Source organism: Falsiroseomonas sp., from assembly GCF_051860665.1.
Classification (GTDB): domain Bacteria; phylum Pseudomonadota; class Alphaproteobacteria; order Acetobacterales; family Acetobacteraceae; genus Falsiroseomonas.
The window spans coordinates 1-12,853 of the sequence record NZ_JBHYDM010000017.1; the positions used below are offsets into that span (position 1 = coordinate 1).

16 protein-coding genes, 1 tRNA gene and 1 pseudogene are annotated in these 12,853 nt (G+C 71.5%); 1 reads left to right on the forward strand and 17 read right to left on the reverse strand.

The window, feature by feature from the left end; translation table 11 throughout:
- Positions 1-15: 15 nt before the first annotated feature.
- The 9 genes and pseudogenes from ACTIF1_RS16800 to ACTIF1_RS16840 form a co-directional block, all read right to left on the reverse strand.
- Positions 16-963: a Bug family tripartite tricarboxylate transporter substrate binding protein gene (locus ACTIF1_RS16800; protein WP_439597600.1), complete on the reverse strand. Its 948-nt coding sequence runs from the start codon at positions 961-963 to the stop codon at positions 16-18.
- A 96-nt stretch (positions 964-1,059) separates the two neighbouring features.
- A tRNA-Pro gene (locus ACTIF1_RS16805) sits at positions 1,060-1,136 on the reverse strand.
- A 192-nt stretch (positions 1,137-1,328) separates the two neighbouring features.
- Positions 1,329-1,611: pseudogene (locus ACTIF1_RS16810) on the reverse strand (MerR family transcriptional regulator); the annotation flags it as partial.
- Complete coding sequence (locus ACTIF1_RS16815) at positions 1,608-1,928, reverse strand: integration host factor subunit alpha (RefSeq protein WP_168026892.1); 321 nt, start codon at positions 1,926-1,928, stop codon at positions 1,608-1,610. The pseudogene ACTIF1_RS16810 and the gene ACTIF1_RS16815, both read right to left, overlap by 4 nt.
- Positions 1,929-2,065: 137 nt before the next feature.
- The gene (locus ACTIF1_RS16820) at positions 2,066-3,040 is read right to left on the reverse strand and encodes a beta-ketoacyl-ACP synthase III (protein WP_439597601.1); all 975 of its coding nucleotides are present in this window, start codon (positions 3,038-3,040) and stop codon (positions 2,066-2,068) included.
- A 10-nt stretch (positions 3,041-3,050) separates the two neighbouring features.
- On the reverse strand, positions 3,051-4,121 hold the full coding sequence (plsX, locus tag ACTIF1_RS16825) for a phosphate acyltransferase PlsX (RefSeq protein WP_439597602.1): 1,071 nt from the start codon (positions 4,119-4,121) through the stop codon (positions 3,051-3,053).
- Between the two features lie 43 nt (positions 4,122-4,164).
- Entirely contained in the window at positions 4,165-4,365 is a 201-nt protein-coding gene (gene rpmF / locus ACTIF1_RS16830; protein ID WP_439597603.1) for a 50S ribosomal protein L32, read from the reverse strand.
- A 103-nt stretch (positions 4,366-4,468) separates the two neighbouring features.
- Positions 4,469-4,996: a YceD family protein gene (locus ACTIF1_RS16835; RefSeq protein WP_439597604.1), complete on the reverse strand. Its 528-nt coding sequence runs from the start codon at positions 4,994-4,996 to the stop codon at positions 4,469-4,471.
- Entirely contained in the window at positions 4,993-5,526 is a 534-nt protein-coding gene (locus ACTIF1_RS16840; RefSeq protein WP_439597605.1) for a ubiquinol-cytochrome C chaperone family protein, read from the reverse strand. Before ACTIF1_RS16840 ends, ACTIF1_RS16835 begins: the two co-directional genes overlap by 4 nt.
- A 107-nt stretch (positions 5,527-5,633) precedes the next feature.
- On the opposite strand from ACTIF1_RS16840, the gene ACTIF1_RS16845 reads away from it, so the two are divergent.
- On the forward strand, positions 5,634-6,179 hold the full coding sequence (locus tag ACTIF1_RS16845; protein WP_439597606.1) for an outer membrane protein assembly factor BamE: 546 nt from the start codon (positions 5,634-5,636) through the stop codon (positions 6,177-6,179).
- A gap of 45 nt (positions 6,180-6,224) precedes the next feature.
- On the opposite strand, the gene ACTIF1_RS16850 is transcribed toward ACTIF1_RS16845, so the two are convergent.
- Genes ACTIF1_RS16850 through nrdR form a run of 8 tightly spaced genes read right to left on the reverse strand, consistent with a single transcriptional unit; the run spans position 6,225 to position 12,697 of the window.
- The gene (locus ACTIF1_RS16850) at positions 6,225-7,406 is read right to left on the reverse strand and encodes an MFS transporter (RefSeq protein ID WP_439597607.1); all 1,182 of its coding nucleotides are present in this window, start codon (positions 7,404-7,406) and stop codon (positions 6,225-6,227) included.
- A complete protein-coding gene (thiL, locus tag ACTIF1_RS16855) occupies positions 7,406-8,365 on the reverse strand; it encodes a thiamine-phosphate kinase (protein ID WP_439597608.1) in 960 nt (319 codons plus the stop codon). The genes ACTIF1_RS16850 and thiL overlap by 1 nt, the downstream gene beginning before the upstream one ends.
- Position 8,366: 1 nt before the next feature.
- Positions 8,367-8,879, reverse strand: coding sequence for a transcription antitermination factor NusB (nusB, locus tag ACTIF1_RS16860; protein ID WP_439597609.1), 513 nt, complete (start codon positions 8,877-8,879; stop codon positions 8,367-8,369).
- The gene (ribH, locus tag ACTIF1_RS16865) at positions 8,876-9,373 is read right to left on the reverse strand and encodes a 6,7-dimethyl-8-ribityllumazine synthase (protein WP_439597610.1); all 498 of its coding nucleotides are present in this window, start codon (positions 9,371-9,373) and stop codon (positions 8,876-8,878) included. The genes nusB and ribH overlap by 4 nt, the downstream gene beginning before the upstream one ends.
- 40 nt (positions 9,374-9,413) lie before the next feature.
- Positions 9,414-10,541: a 3,4-dihydroxy-2-butanone-4-phosphate synthase gene (gene ribB, locus ACTIF1_RS16870; protein WP_439597611.1), complete on the reverse strand. Its 1,128-nt coding sequence runs from the start codon at positions 10,539-10,541 to the stop codon at positions 9,414-9,416.
- Entirely contained in the window at positions 10,538-11,140 is a 603-nt protein-coding gene (locus tag ACTIF1_RS16875; RefSeq protein WP_439597612.1) for a riboflavin synthase, read from the reverse strand. Before ACTIF1_RS16875 ends, ribB begins: the two co-directional genes overlap by 4 nt.
- Entirely contained in the window at positions 11,141-12,241 is a 1,101-nt protein-coding gene (gene ribD / locus ACTIF1_RS16880) for a bifunctional diaminohydroxyphosphoribosylaminopyrimidine deaminase/5-amino-6-(5-phosphoribosylamino)uracil reductase RibD (protein ID WP_439597613.1), read from the reverse strand.
- A 3-nt stretch (positions 12,242-12,244) separates the two neighbouring features.
- Entirely contained in the window at positions 12,245-12,697 is a 453-nt protein-coding gene (gene nrdR, locus ACTIF1_RS16885; protein WP_216838428.1) for a transcriptional regulator NrdR, read from the reverse strand.
- Between the last annotated feature and the right edge of the window lie 156 nt (positions 12,698-12,853).

Genomic DNA, 12,853 nt, shown 5'->3' on the forward strand with positions numbered 1-12,853 from the left:
CCGGACGCCTATGAATCACACTGACGACCCGTGCCGGAATCCCCAATCCGATTCCGGCTGAGGTGAAAACGCTCTAGGCGAGAGGATGATCTCGCCGCCGTCGCGGACCATCGCCTCGCGGAAGGGCGCGTCGCCCTGCACCGCGCGGCTCACCGCGGCGTGGATCCGGGCCACCACTGCCGGCGGCATGTTCGCGGGCCCGACGAGGGAGGCGATGCTGGTCACCACCGGCCCGCCGGGCACCACCTCGCCCAGTGTCGGCACCTCCGGCATCACCGGCATGCGCCGCGCGCCGCCGGTGACGAGGATGCGCACAAGCCCGTCCTGGGCCCGCGGCACGGCGATATTGCTGATGGCGAAGGACCAGTCGACCTCGCCCTGCTCCACCGCCAGCGCCGCCTGATTGGCGCCGCGATAGGGCACATGCACGCCCTGTGCGCCGATCAGCTTCAGCATGGCGGCCGCCGCCATATGCGCCGGCGTGCCGACTCCGCCGGAGCCGTAGCGCAGCCCCTCCCGGCTTTCCCGGCAGGCCGCCAGCAGCGCCGCCGCATCCCGCCAGGGCGCCGCCTGGCGGACACACAGCACCGCGGGCTGCTCACCGATCTGGGTGATGGGGGTGAAGTCGCGGGCCCAGTCATAGCCGGGATTGCGCTGCATCACGGCCTGGGTGATGGCGGTACCGCCGCTCCAGAGCAGCGTGTAGCCATCGGGTTCGGCCCGGGCCACGGCCTGGCTGGCGATCAGCCCGCCGGCACCGGCGCGGTTCTCGATGACCACCTGCCCGCCGAGAGGATCCTGCGCCCGGGCCATCACCTGGCGGGCGACGGTGTCGGAGGAGGAGCCGGCGGCGAAGGGGACGATCACCCGCACCGGGCGGCGTGGCCAGTCCGGTCCCTGGGCGCGGGCCGACCGCAGGGCCACGAGCCCGGGCGCGGCCAGCAGCAGGCAACGGCGCAGCATGGCGCTTCCTCCGCTCTTGTTGGCGGAAGGCTGGCGCCGGAAGGTCAGCGCGTCAACGCGGGGATGGATCGGGAAGCGCGGGGTTGCGGCTTCGGATGGTCGGAGCGGCGGGATTCGAACCCACGACCCCCAGTCCCCCAGACTGATGCGCTACCAGACTGCGCTACGCTCCGACTGCGGCGGCAATAGCACCGGGGGGGCGCGGCCGCCAACCCCCGGGGCGCAAAATCAGGCGCGTGCCGCCAGCGCCCGCAGTTCATGCGCCAGTCGCTCCAGCGCATCCAGCGCATCGCGCACCGGCTCCGGCGCCTCTGGCTCCTCCATGTCGCCGAGCGGCAGTTCCGGCGCGTGGCCGGCCTCCTCCAGCCCCCCCTCGCGCAGCAGGCGCTGCACGCCCTTGATGGTATAGCCCTGGGTATAGAGAAGGTCGGAGATCCGCCGCAGCAGCGTGATATCCTCCGGCCGGTAGTAGCGCCGGCCGCCGCCGCGCTTCAGCGGCTTGAGCTGGGGGAACTTGGTTTCCCAGAAGCGCAGCACATGCTGCGGAATCTGCAGGTCGTCCGCCACCTCGCTGATGGTGCGGAAGGCGGTGGCCGCCTTGCGGGGCCGGGCGCGGCTGGCGTCGCCCTCCAGCGTTTCGTCACTCATGCGTCATCATCGGCCGTGCGCCCGATGGCCAGCCCGGGGTTCAGCCGCGCCTTCAGCACATGGGAGGGCCGAAATGCCAGCACCTTGCGCGGCTGGATCGGCACCTCGACCCCGGTCTTGGGATTGCGGCCCACCCTTCGGCCCTTCTGGCGCACGACGAAGGAGCCGAAGGCGGAGATCTTCACCGCCTCCCCCGCCTCCAGCGCCGCCGACATGCGCTCCAGCACCGTCTCCAGCAGCTCGGCACTCTCGTTGCGCGAGAGTCCCACCTGCGCGTAGATCGCTTCCGCCAGATTGGCCCGCGTGATCGTCGTCATGCCAGAGCAGGTCCTTGCAACCCCTTCAAGTCACAAGAAAGCCGGGTTCCGGGACGGCCGTCAACCACGGGGTTGGAACGGTGTGGCCGGAAGCTCACACACTGTGGCAGCCGCGCCTCACAAGGCGCCGGATTCGCTCAGAAACGGGCGAGCGCCGCGCCCCAGGTCAGCCCGCCGCCGATGGCCTCCATCAGCACCAGCTCGCCCGGCTTGATGCGGCCGTCCCGCGTGGCTTCCGCCAGCGCCAGCGGGATGGAGGCGGCGGAGGTATTGGCGTGGCGGTCCACCGTGACCACGACGCGGTCGAGGCCGAGATGCAGCTTGCGGCCCATCGCCTCGATGATCCGGATATTGGCCTGGTGCGGGACCAGCCAGGCGACGTCGTCATGGCCCAGGCCATTGGCCGCCAGCGCCTCATCCACCGCGGAGGCCAGCTTGGTGACGGCGTGCTTGAACACCTCCCGCCCCGCCATGCGCACCACGCCGGTGCCGCCGGTGGAGCCGGCGCCGCCATCGACCTGCAGGATGTCGCCATGCCGGCCGTCCGAGTGCAGGTGGGTGGAGAGCAGGCCACGGCCGGTGTCCTGCTCGGCGCGCAGAAACACGGCGCCGGCGCCGTCGCCGAAGAGCACGCAGGTGCCGCGGTCGGACCAGTCCAGGATGCGGGAATAGACCTCCGTCCCCACCACCAGCACGCCGCGCGCCTGGCCGGTGCGGATCATCGCATCGGCCACCGAGAGGGCATAGATGAAGCCGGTGCAGGCGGCCGCGAGGTCGAAGGCGAAGCCGCGGGTGACGCCGAGAGCGCCCTGGATCCGGGCGGCGGTGGAGGGGAAGGCGCTGTCCGGCGTGGCGGTGGCCACGATCACCGCATCCACATCCGCCGCCGTCGCCCCGGCCTGTTCCAGCGCGGCGCGGCAGGCGGCCGCGCCCATGGAGGAGGCGGTCTCGCCGGCCGCCGCGAAATGGCGGCGGCGGATGCCGGTGCGCTCGACGATCCAGGCATCGGTGGTGTCGAGGTTCTTCTCCGCCGCCAGCTCGTCATTGCTGACGGAGCGCGCGGGAAGATAGCCGCCGGTGCCGGCGATCACGCCGCGAATCGCGCTGGACATGGGGCAGGCCTCAGCGAGGGGTGGTGGCGAGCCGCGGGGTCGGGCTGGGCAGCAAGGCGAGGCCTTCGCGGATGCGGTCGTTGAAGCGGTGCGTCACCATGTCCATCGCCACATCCACCGCATGGGCGAAGCCCACGGCATCCGTGCCGCCATGGCTCTTCACCACCACGCCATTCAGGCCGATCAGCACGGCGCCGTTGTAGCGCCGCGGGTCCATCCATTCGCGCAGCCGGTCCAGCGCCGGGCGGGCCAGCAGATAGCCCATGCGCGCGGGGATGGAGCTGGTGAAGACCTGGCGCAGCAGGTCGCGCATCAGCTTCAGCGCCCCCTCCCCGGTCTTCAGCGCGACATTGCCGGTGAAGCCGTCGGTCACGATCACGTCGACCGTGCCGGCGGCGATATCGTGGCCTTCGACGAAGCCGCGGAAATTCGCGCCGATATGGCTGTCGCGCAGCGTCTCGGCCGCCTGCCGCACGCGCTCATCGCCCTTCAGCTCCTCGGAGCCGACATTGAGCAGGCCCAGCGTCGGATTCGTCAGGCCGAGCACGGCGCGGGCGAAGGCATCGCCCATGATGGCGAATTCGATCAGGTTGCGCGCATCGCATTGCAGATTGGCGCCGAGGTCGAGCATGACCACGTCGCCCCGCGCCGAAGGCCCGATCGCGGCCAGCGCCGGCCGGTCGATCTCCGGCAGCGTCTTCACCACGATTTTCGCCAATGCCATCAACGCGCCGGTATTGCCGGCGGAGACCACGCCGGAGGCCTCGCCCTGCGCCACGGCATCGATCGCCACGCGCATGGAGGAACCGCGCACGCGCAGCGCGGCGGTGGGCTTCATGTCGCCAGGGATCGATTCCGGCGCATGGCGCAGGCTGCAGGCCTTGGCCGCACGCGGCCGCCGCGCCAGCAGCGCGCCGAGACGCACCTCGTCGCCCACCAGCAGGAAACGGGCCTGCGGATGACGCTCCGCCGCCAGTTCCAGCCCGTCCAGGATGGAGTCGGGGGCATGATCCCCGCCCATGGCGTCGATCGCCAGGGCGAATTCACCCGAAGCCCGGCCCGCGGGAGCCTTTCCCGCCACGCTCAGAGCCCTCGCCACATCGGCGTTTGCCCTTCCGTGCGTGTCAGACCCGGACGACGCCCTTGGCCTTGTCGGCCGCCATCACTTCACGGCCGTCGTAATGACCGCAATGGGAGCAGATGTGGTGCGGGCGCTTCAGCTCGCCACAGTTGGAGCACTCCATATGCGCGGCGGCGGTCAGAGCCTGATGGCTCCGGCGCATACCGGCGCGGGAGGGCGAAACCTTCTTCTTCGGAACGGCCATGGTGCCGAGCCTTTCTCGTCAACAAGCTGCAATATCAGCGGAGCCGCGGGCATTAGCACCGCGCGACCCTGGGGCGCAAGCGGCCCCGGGCCGCTTCGGCCGCCTAGTTCCGCTTCAGGCGGGCCAGGGCGGCGAAGGGATTCGGGCGCTCGGGGGGCGTATCGTCCATATCGGGCTCGGGCTCAAGCGCCCCGCCGTTCAGCTCGGGCGGAATCGCCGCATCCGGGGCGCGGGGATAGGGGTCCAGCGCCAGGGCCAGCTGCTCGGCCACCACCTCGCCCAGATCCACCACGCCGCCCCAGGTCTCGATCTCATCCGGGCTTTCCGGGTCGTCATCCGTGGCGGGCGTGCCCTCCGGCAGCAGGCGGAGGTCGAGCGGCACATCGACCTGCTGTGCCACCGGCTCCAGCGTCACCACGCATTCCTGCACCACATCGGCCTGCAGCCGGCCGGTCAGCCGGGTGGTGCCGCCGGTCTCGGGCGCGAGCGTCAGCTGCGCCTCCAGCCGCGCAACGGCCGGGATGCCGAAGCGGAGGGCGAGCGCCGCCCCCTCCTCCGGCCGGGTGCGCAATTCCAGGCTGCGCGCCTCGCCGGCGCCCAGGCGATAGGGGCGGGAGAATTCGGGGGTCATGCGAATCGTGCCTCGCCGCGCTTCAGCGCCTCGATGGGTTGCGGCGCCAGCAGGGCCGAGATGGCCATCGCATGGTCGGCGAGTGCCTCGGCCGCGCCGTGCGGCACCGTCTCGCCGCGCCAGATATTGCGCGACAGGGCCTCCGCCAGGGCCGCGGCATCCGCCGCATCCAGCGCCGCCTCATAGGCCGCGGCGCGGCCGTGAAAGGCCTCCCACATCCGCTTCACGCGCTTGCCCACCACCAGGTCGCCAACCCCCATCTCCCGCAGGTTCACATCCATATCGGCGAACATGGCGTCGAAGACCGCCTGGGCCAGCTTCGGCCCGGCCGGGTCCGCATCCCGCCGCAGCCGGCGGATCAACAGCGCGACATGCAGCGAGACCAGGTCGAAGCGCCCGTCCAGCGTATCGGGCACGCCGAGTCCCGCGAAGAAATCCGGCTGGCGCGCCGCGGCGACCGCCGCGCCGTAGAGGGCGAAGCCCGCACGTTCATGCGGCTTGCGCGTGAAAAGGCCGAGCAGGCCCATCATCCACTCCCATCCAGCCGACCCGGGCAGCTGCATCCTGAGGCACCGCCCGGTGGGCGGCCGTTGACCGCGACCCGTCCGGGTGGCATTGCCGCCACATGGAGCGCCCCATGCACGCGGTCAACATCTTGCGGCCCTTCGCGGCCGGTCGAACCCCCCGCCTGGGCCTGGCGCTCGCCGCGCTGATGGCCACGGCGGGCTGTTCCTGGATGCCCTCCGTCCCCGGCGCCAGCCTCTTCGAAAGCCCGCGCCAGCTTCGCGGCCATGCGGTGGAGGAGGAGGCGCTGGCGCAGATCACGCCCGGCGTCAGCTCCCGCGCCGATGTGGAGGCGCTGATCGGCTCCCCCTCCCATACCGGGACCTTCGACAATTCCACCTGGTACTACATGAGCAGCGTCACCCGGCAGCGCCCGGGGCGGACCCTGTCGGTGGAGGACCAGCGCACCGTCGCCATCACCTTCACCCAGGCCGGCGTGGTGCAGGAGATCAAGCGCGTGGGGCCGGAGGATGCGCGGGATGTGCCGGTGGTCACCCGCATCACCCCGGCGCCGGGCAATGACCGGACCCTGCTGCAACAGCTCTTCGGCAATATCGGACGCCTGGCACCGGGCCTCGGTGGCCAGAACAACCAGACGATCGGCGCGCCGACCCGCTGAGGTCGCGCCTGAGGGAACAGGCACAAGCGCCTGTTCCCGAAACAGTCAGGCCGGCTGCGTCCGGGCCGGCCTGAGGAAAAGCGTCAGCCCCAGCGCGAAGAAGAGCGCCGGCAGCAGCATCAGGTTCAGCACATACCAGCCCGCCGTCGCATGGATGACGCCGGAGCCGAGCGCGGTGCAGGCCACCGTGCCGAAGACGATGAAGTCGTTCGCCGTCTGCGCCCGCACCCGCTCCTCCGGCGAATGCGACTCTCCCAGCAGGGTGGTGGCGCCGGTGAACATGAAGTTCCAGCCGAGGCCGAGCAGCACCAGGGCGACGATGAAGTGCCCAAAGGTCTCGTCCTGTACGGCGACGCCGACGCAGAGCGCATTCAGCGCCACGCCCGCGCCGATGATGGTGCGGGCGCCAAAGCGGGCGATCAGCCTTCCGGTGAAGAATCCCGGCGCGAACATCGCCACCGCATGCGCCTGGATCACCGTGGCGCTGGCGCCGACGCCGAAACCGCAGGCCATCATCTCGAGCGGCGTCGAGGTCATCAGCAGGTTCATGGTGCCATAGGCCATGGCGCCGGTGCCGGCGGCCGCCAGGAAGGCCGGGCGGCGCAGGATCTTTGTCAGCGGCGTGGCGACCTTGGGCCGGGGCGGCGGCGGCGGCAGCCGCACCTTGGTCAGCAGCACGGCGCAGGCGATCGGCAGCAGCGCCAGGATCAGATAGGTGCCGAGGAAGAGGAAGGGCTCGAAGAGGTTGCGGCTGTGCTTCACCAGCTCCGGCCCGAAGATCGCGGCCAGCACGCCGCCGGCCATGACCAGGGAAATGGCCTTTGGCCGATAGGCCGGGGAGGCGACCTCCGCGGCGGCGAAGCGGTAGTGCTGGGCGATGCCGAAGCCGATGCCGGCGGGCAGCGCGCCCAGGGCATAGACCCAGAAATCGCCCAGCCAGATGCCCAGCGCGAAGGTCAGCGCGCCGCAGAAGGACCCCGCCGCGCCCATCAGGAAGCCGGCCCGGCGGCCAAGGCGGGCGAAGATGATGCCGGCGGGGATCGAGGCGGCCATGGTGGCCACCATCTGCAAGGCGAGCGGCAGGGTGGCGAGCGACTTGTCGGAGGCGAGGCTATAGCCGACCAGGCCGCCCATCGCGACCTGGCCCACCACCGAGGCATTCATCAGCGCCTGGCAGAAGAACAGGATCCGCACGTCCCGCTTCATGCGGGCTTCTTCAGCAGGCATCAGAAATGGCTCCATCCGCTGGCAGGCAGCGGGACATCTTGCCCGGAGGGGCCGCGGACACGCACCCCCTGCCCGGCGTTGAAAGTGCCGATCCGGGTCACCGGCACCCCGGCCTCGGCGGCGGCGGCCCGGATGCGGTCCGAATCGGCCGGATCGGCGGCGAAGATCAGCTCGTAGTCGTCGCCGCCGGTGAGAATGCGCGGCAGCAGCGCCGGGTCGGCGGCAAGCGCGGCGCGGGCGGGGGCGGAAAGCGGCACCTCGGCCGCCTCGATCACCGCGCCGCAGCCGGCGGCACGGGCGAGGTGGCCGAGATCCTGCACCAGCCCGTCCGAGACATCCATCGCCGCCCGCGCCAGCCCGGCAAGGCGCAGGCCGAGCGCCACGCGTGGCTGCGGCAGGCGGTAGCGGGCCGCGAGATGCGGGTCCGGCGGCAGCCGCCCGGTCAGGGCCAGCAGGCCGAGCGCGCCGTCGCCGATGCTGCCCGAGACCCAGACCTCGTCCCCCACCCGCGCCCCCACCCGCCGCAGCGCCGCGCCGGGCGCGACATGGCCGAGGATGGTCAGCGAGAAGGTGGCCGGCCCATCGGTCGCCACCGTGTCGCCGCCCAGCAGCTCGATGCCGAATTCCGCCTGGTCCAGCGCCAGCCCGACGGCGAAGGACGCGATCCAGTCCTGGGTCACGCCGCGCGGGAAGGCCGTGGTCATCAGATAGGCCAGCGGCGTCGCGCCCATGGCCGCGAGATCGGAGAGGTTCACCCGCAGCAGCTTGCGCCCCAGCGTCTCCGGCGGGTCCTCGGGCAGGAAGTGAACCCCCGCCACCATGGCATCCGCCGCCAGCACCAGGCTGCGGCCCGGCGGCGGATCCAGCAGCGCGGCGTCGTCACCCAGGCCCAGGCCCCCCTTGCCGGCCAGCGGCGCGAAATGGCGCGCGATCAGGCCGAACTCGGCGGGCAGGGTCATCTCAGCCGCGCGGGGCCGGTGCGAATTCCTCGGCGCGGTAGGCGCGCGCCAGCGCATCCAGCACGCCATTGGCGAAGCGCGGCTCGTCGCCGACGAAGAAGCCGTTCGCGATGTCGAGGTATTCGTTGATCACGACGCGGGCCGGCGGGTCCTTCGGCGTCGCCAACTCGCCCGCGGCCGCCCGCAGCAGGGCACGCAGGACGGGGTCCAGCTTCTCCAGCGGCCAGTCCTTGGCCAGCGCGCGGCCGATGGTCTCGTCCAGGCTCTCGATCTGCGCCGCGGTATTGCGGACGATGCGGGCGAAAAGCTTGGCATCGGCCTCCGGAATCCGGCCCTCGCCATAGCCGTCATCAGCCTCATTGGGGCCGAGGCGGTGGCGGACGAATTCGGCGATGACCGATTCGGGGTTCTCACCGGCCTGCTCGCTCTGGAACAGCGCCTGCACGGCGGCGACGCGGGCGCCGGTGCGGGGGCGGCCGCCCGGGGCGGCGGGCTTGCCCTTCTGGCCGCTCATCGGCGCGCCCAATGCGAGAAATGCCAGCGGCGGGCCAGCGCGATCTGGCCGAGCACGGCATGCGCCGCCTCCGCGCCCTTGTTGTGCTGGTCGTCGCGGGAGCGGGCGATGGCCTGGTCCAGATTGGCCACCGTCAGCAGGCCGAAGCCGAGCGGCGCGCCGTATTCGGAGGAGACGGTCATGGCGCCCTGGCAGACCGCCTGGCAGATGAAGTCGTAATGGTCCGTCTCGCCCTTCACCACGCAGCCGAGCATCAGGAAGCCGTCCCAGCGATCCGGCGCGCCGAGCGCCATGCGCAGCGCCGCCGGCAGCTCGAAGGCGCCGGAGACATCGACGACTTCGAGGCTGGCACCCATGCCTTCCAGCACGCCGCGCGCACCGGCCAGCATGCCGCCGACCACCTCCCCATAATAGGGGGCCTGGATCACCAGGATGCGCGGCGGCTCGCCCGCCAGGCCCTTGGCCGTACGGGCCGGGGCGTCCTTCGTGCTCATATTTCTACCCTCAAACGCCAGCGGCCGGGGGCCGCAGGCATCATGTGCTGTCTTTCGGGATCGGTCGCGTCTCGACCACGGTCAGGCCATAGCCCTCCAGGCCGACCAGCGGGCGGGGGTTGTCGGACAGGCGGATGATGTCGCGCAAGCCCAGATCCGCCAGGATCTGCGCGCCAATGCCATAGTCGCGGATCTCCGGCGAGACCAGGCTGCGTTCCCGCGCCGCGCGCACCTGCTGGGACAGGCCGTCCAGCCGCCAGTCGCGCAGCATCACCACGGCGCCGCGCCCGGCCTGGGAGATGGCGCGCATGGCCGCATGCAGGTCGTCCTCCACCTTGCCGCCCACCATGTCGCGCAGCAGGGAGGTGGCATGCATCCGCACCAGCACCGGGCTGGGGCCGGAAAGGTCGCCCTTCACCAGCGCCAGATGCTCGCCATGATCGAGCGTCGAGGCATAGACCACCACGCGCCAGGTGCCGCCCACCCCCTCGACGCTGCCTTCCTCCACCCGGCGCACCAGCCGTTCCGTCCGCCGGCGATGCGCGATGAGGTCGGCGATGGTGCCGAGCTTCAGGCCGTGATGCTGGGCGAAGGCCACCAGGTCCGGCATGCGGGCCATGGAGCCGTCGTCGTTCATGATCTCGCAGATCACGCCCGAGGGGTTGAGGCCCGCGAGACGCGAAAAGTCCACCGCCGCCTCGGTATGCCCGGCGCGGACCAGCGTGCCGCCATCGCGCGCCACCAGCGGGAAGACATGGCCGGGGGTGACGATATGCTCCCGCCCCAGTTCCGGATTGATGGCCACCGCCACCGTCCGCGCCCGGTCGGCGGCCGAGATGCCGGTGGTCACGCCGTCCCGCGCCTCGATGGAGACGGTGAAGGCGGTGGCGTGGCGGGTGCCGTTGGACTGCGCCATCAGCGGCAGGCCGAGCTGTTCCACGCGCTGCCGCGCCATGGCGAGGCAGATCAGCCCGCGGGCGTGCTTGGCCATGAAGTTGATGGCGTCCGGCGTCGCGAATTGCGCCGGGATGACCAGGTCGCCCTCATTCTCCCGGTCCTCGTCATCCACCAGGATGAACATGCGGCCGCGGCGGGCTTCCTCCAGCAGCTCCTCGGTGGGGCTGAGGAAGTCGTGGAAATTGGTGGTGCGGGTGGCGGTGGTGCTCATGCCTCGAACTCCCGCAGGCGGGCGACGTAGCGGGCCAGCATGTCGATCTCGATGTTCACCAATTCGCCGGGGCGAAGCTGCGCAAAGCCGGTCACCTCCGTCGTATGCGGGATGATGTTCACCCCGAATTCCTGGCCTTCGACCTCGTTCACCGTCAGCGAGACACCATCAATGGCCACGGAGCCTTTCGGAGCGATGAACGGCGCGATGGCGGCCGGCACGCGGAAGCGCCAGCGGGTGGAGCCATTCTCCGGCGTGGCGGAGAGCACCTCGCCCAGCCCGTCCACATGGCCGGAGACCACATGGCCGCCCAGCTCGTCGCCCATCTTCAGCGGGCGCTCCAGGTTGATGCGCCGGCCGACCTGCCAGCCGCCCAGCGTGGTCTTTGCCAGCGTCTCGGCCGAGGCCTCCACCGTGAAGGTGCCCGGCGCCAGTTCCACGGCCGTCAGGCAGCAGCCCGAACAGGCGATTGAGGCGCCGAGCACGGCGCCCTCCAGCCAGCCATCGGGCACGCCGATGGTCAGGCGCATGTCCTGCCCCTGCCCGATCGGCGCGATGGCGGTCACCTCCCCCTGGGCGGTGATGATCCCCGTGAACATTCAGCCAGCCTCACGCTCGAATTCGGTCAGGACATCCGCGCCGATGGTGCGGTGCGCCACGCGGCGGAACTTGGGCGCCTTGGCGAGTTCCGGCAATGGGAGAGCATAGGAAGCGGGTATGCCGTCGCCGCCGATCACCAGCGGCGCGTGGAACCAGGCGAGGCGATCCACCAGCCCCTCCCGCAGCAGGGAGGCCGCGATGCCGGAGCCGCCCTCGGCCAGGACGCGGGTGATGCCCCGCGCGGCGAGGGCCGAGAGGAGGCCGTGCATGGACAGGCCCTCCGGCCCCGGCGGCAGTTCCAGGATCTCGACGCCCGCCTCGCGCAGCGGTGCCAGGGCGGCATCGGGGTGGCCGGGCGTGGTGGCGACCAGGGTCGGCGTCTCCCGCGCCGTGCGGACCAGCCTGGCCGTGACGGGGATGCGCAGCCGCGCATCCGCCACCACGCGCGGCGCGGGCACCGGCACGCCGCCGGGCAGGCGGCAGGTCAGGTCCGGGTCGTCGTCCAGCACGGTGCCCGATCCCACCAGGATGGCGTCGTGCCGGGCGCGCAGCGCATGGGCGGCGCGGCGGGAGTCCGGGCCGGTGATCCAGCGGCTTTCCTTGCTGGAGGTCGCGATCCGGCCATCCAGGCTGGTCGCCAGCTTCAGCGTCACCAGGGGCAGGCCCTGGCGCAGGCGCTTGATGAAGCCGGCATTGAGCCTTGCCGCCTCCTCCGCCAGCAACCCCTCCTCCACCGCGATCCCGGCCGCGCGCAGGCGGGAAAAGCCCTCACCGTCCACGCGCGGATCCGGGTCCCGCAGCGCCACCACAACGCGAGAAATGCCGGCGGCGGTCAGGGCATCGGTGCAGGGGGGCGTGCGGCCCCAGTGGCAGCAGGGCTCCAGCGTGACATAGGCGGTGGCGCCGCGGGCGGCGGTGCCGGCGCGCTTCAGCGCCTCCGTCTCCGCATGCGGGCGGCCGCCGGGCTGGGTCCAGCCGCGGCCGACCACCTGGCCATCCGCCGCCACGATGACGCAGCCGACCGCCGGATTGGGCCAGGTATTGCCCAGGCCACGCGCCGCCAGCGCGAGCGCGGCCCGCATATGGTCTTCATCCGCCACGGATCAGGAGCCTTCGATATTCCCGAGGAAGGCGCGGAAATCCTTCGCCTCGCGGAAATTGCGGTAGACGCTGGCGAAGCGGACATAGGCCACCTCGTCCACATCCCGCAGGGTTTCCATCACCACCTCGCCGATGCGGCGGGAGGGCACCTCGCTATCGGCCTCCACCTCCAGCCGGCGCTGGATGCCGTTGACGATGCGCTCGATGCGCTCCTCGTCGAAGGGGCGCTTGCGGAGCGCGACGCGGACGGAGCGGGCGAGCTTGTCCCGGTCGAAGGGCACGCGGCGGCCATCGGTCTTGATGACCAGCAGCTCGCGCAGTTGGACACGCTCGAAGGTGGTGAAGCGGTTGCCGCAGGCGGGGCAGGACCGGCGGCGGCGGATCGAGGCGCCGTCCTCGGCCGGGCGGCTGTCCTTCACCTGGGTGTCTTCGTGGCCGCAGAAGGGGCAGCGCATCGTCTCTAGACCCCCAGCCCCGCCGGAAGGGTTAAGCCCTCTCCCCCCACAGGGGGGGGAGGGTTGGGTGGGGGGGGCGCGCAGAAGAAGGAACGCGCGCCTGATCCGCCGCAGCCCCCCCCACCCAACCCTCGCCCCCCGTTGGGGGGAGAGGGC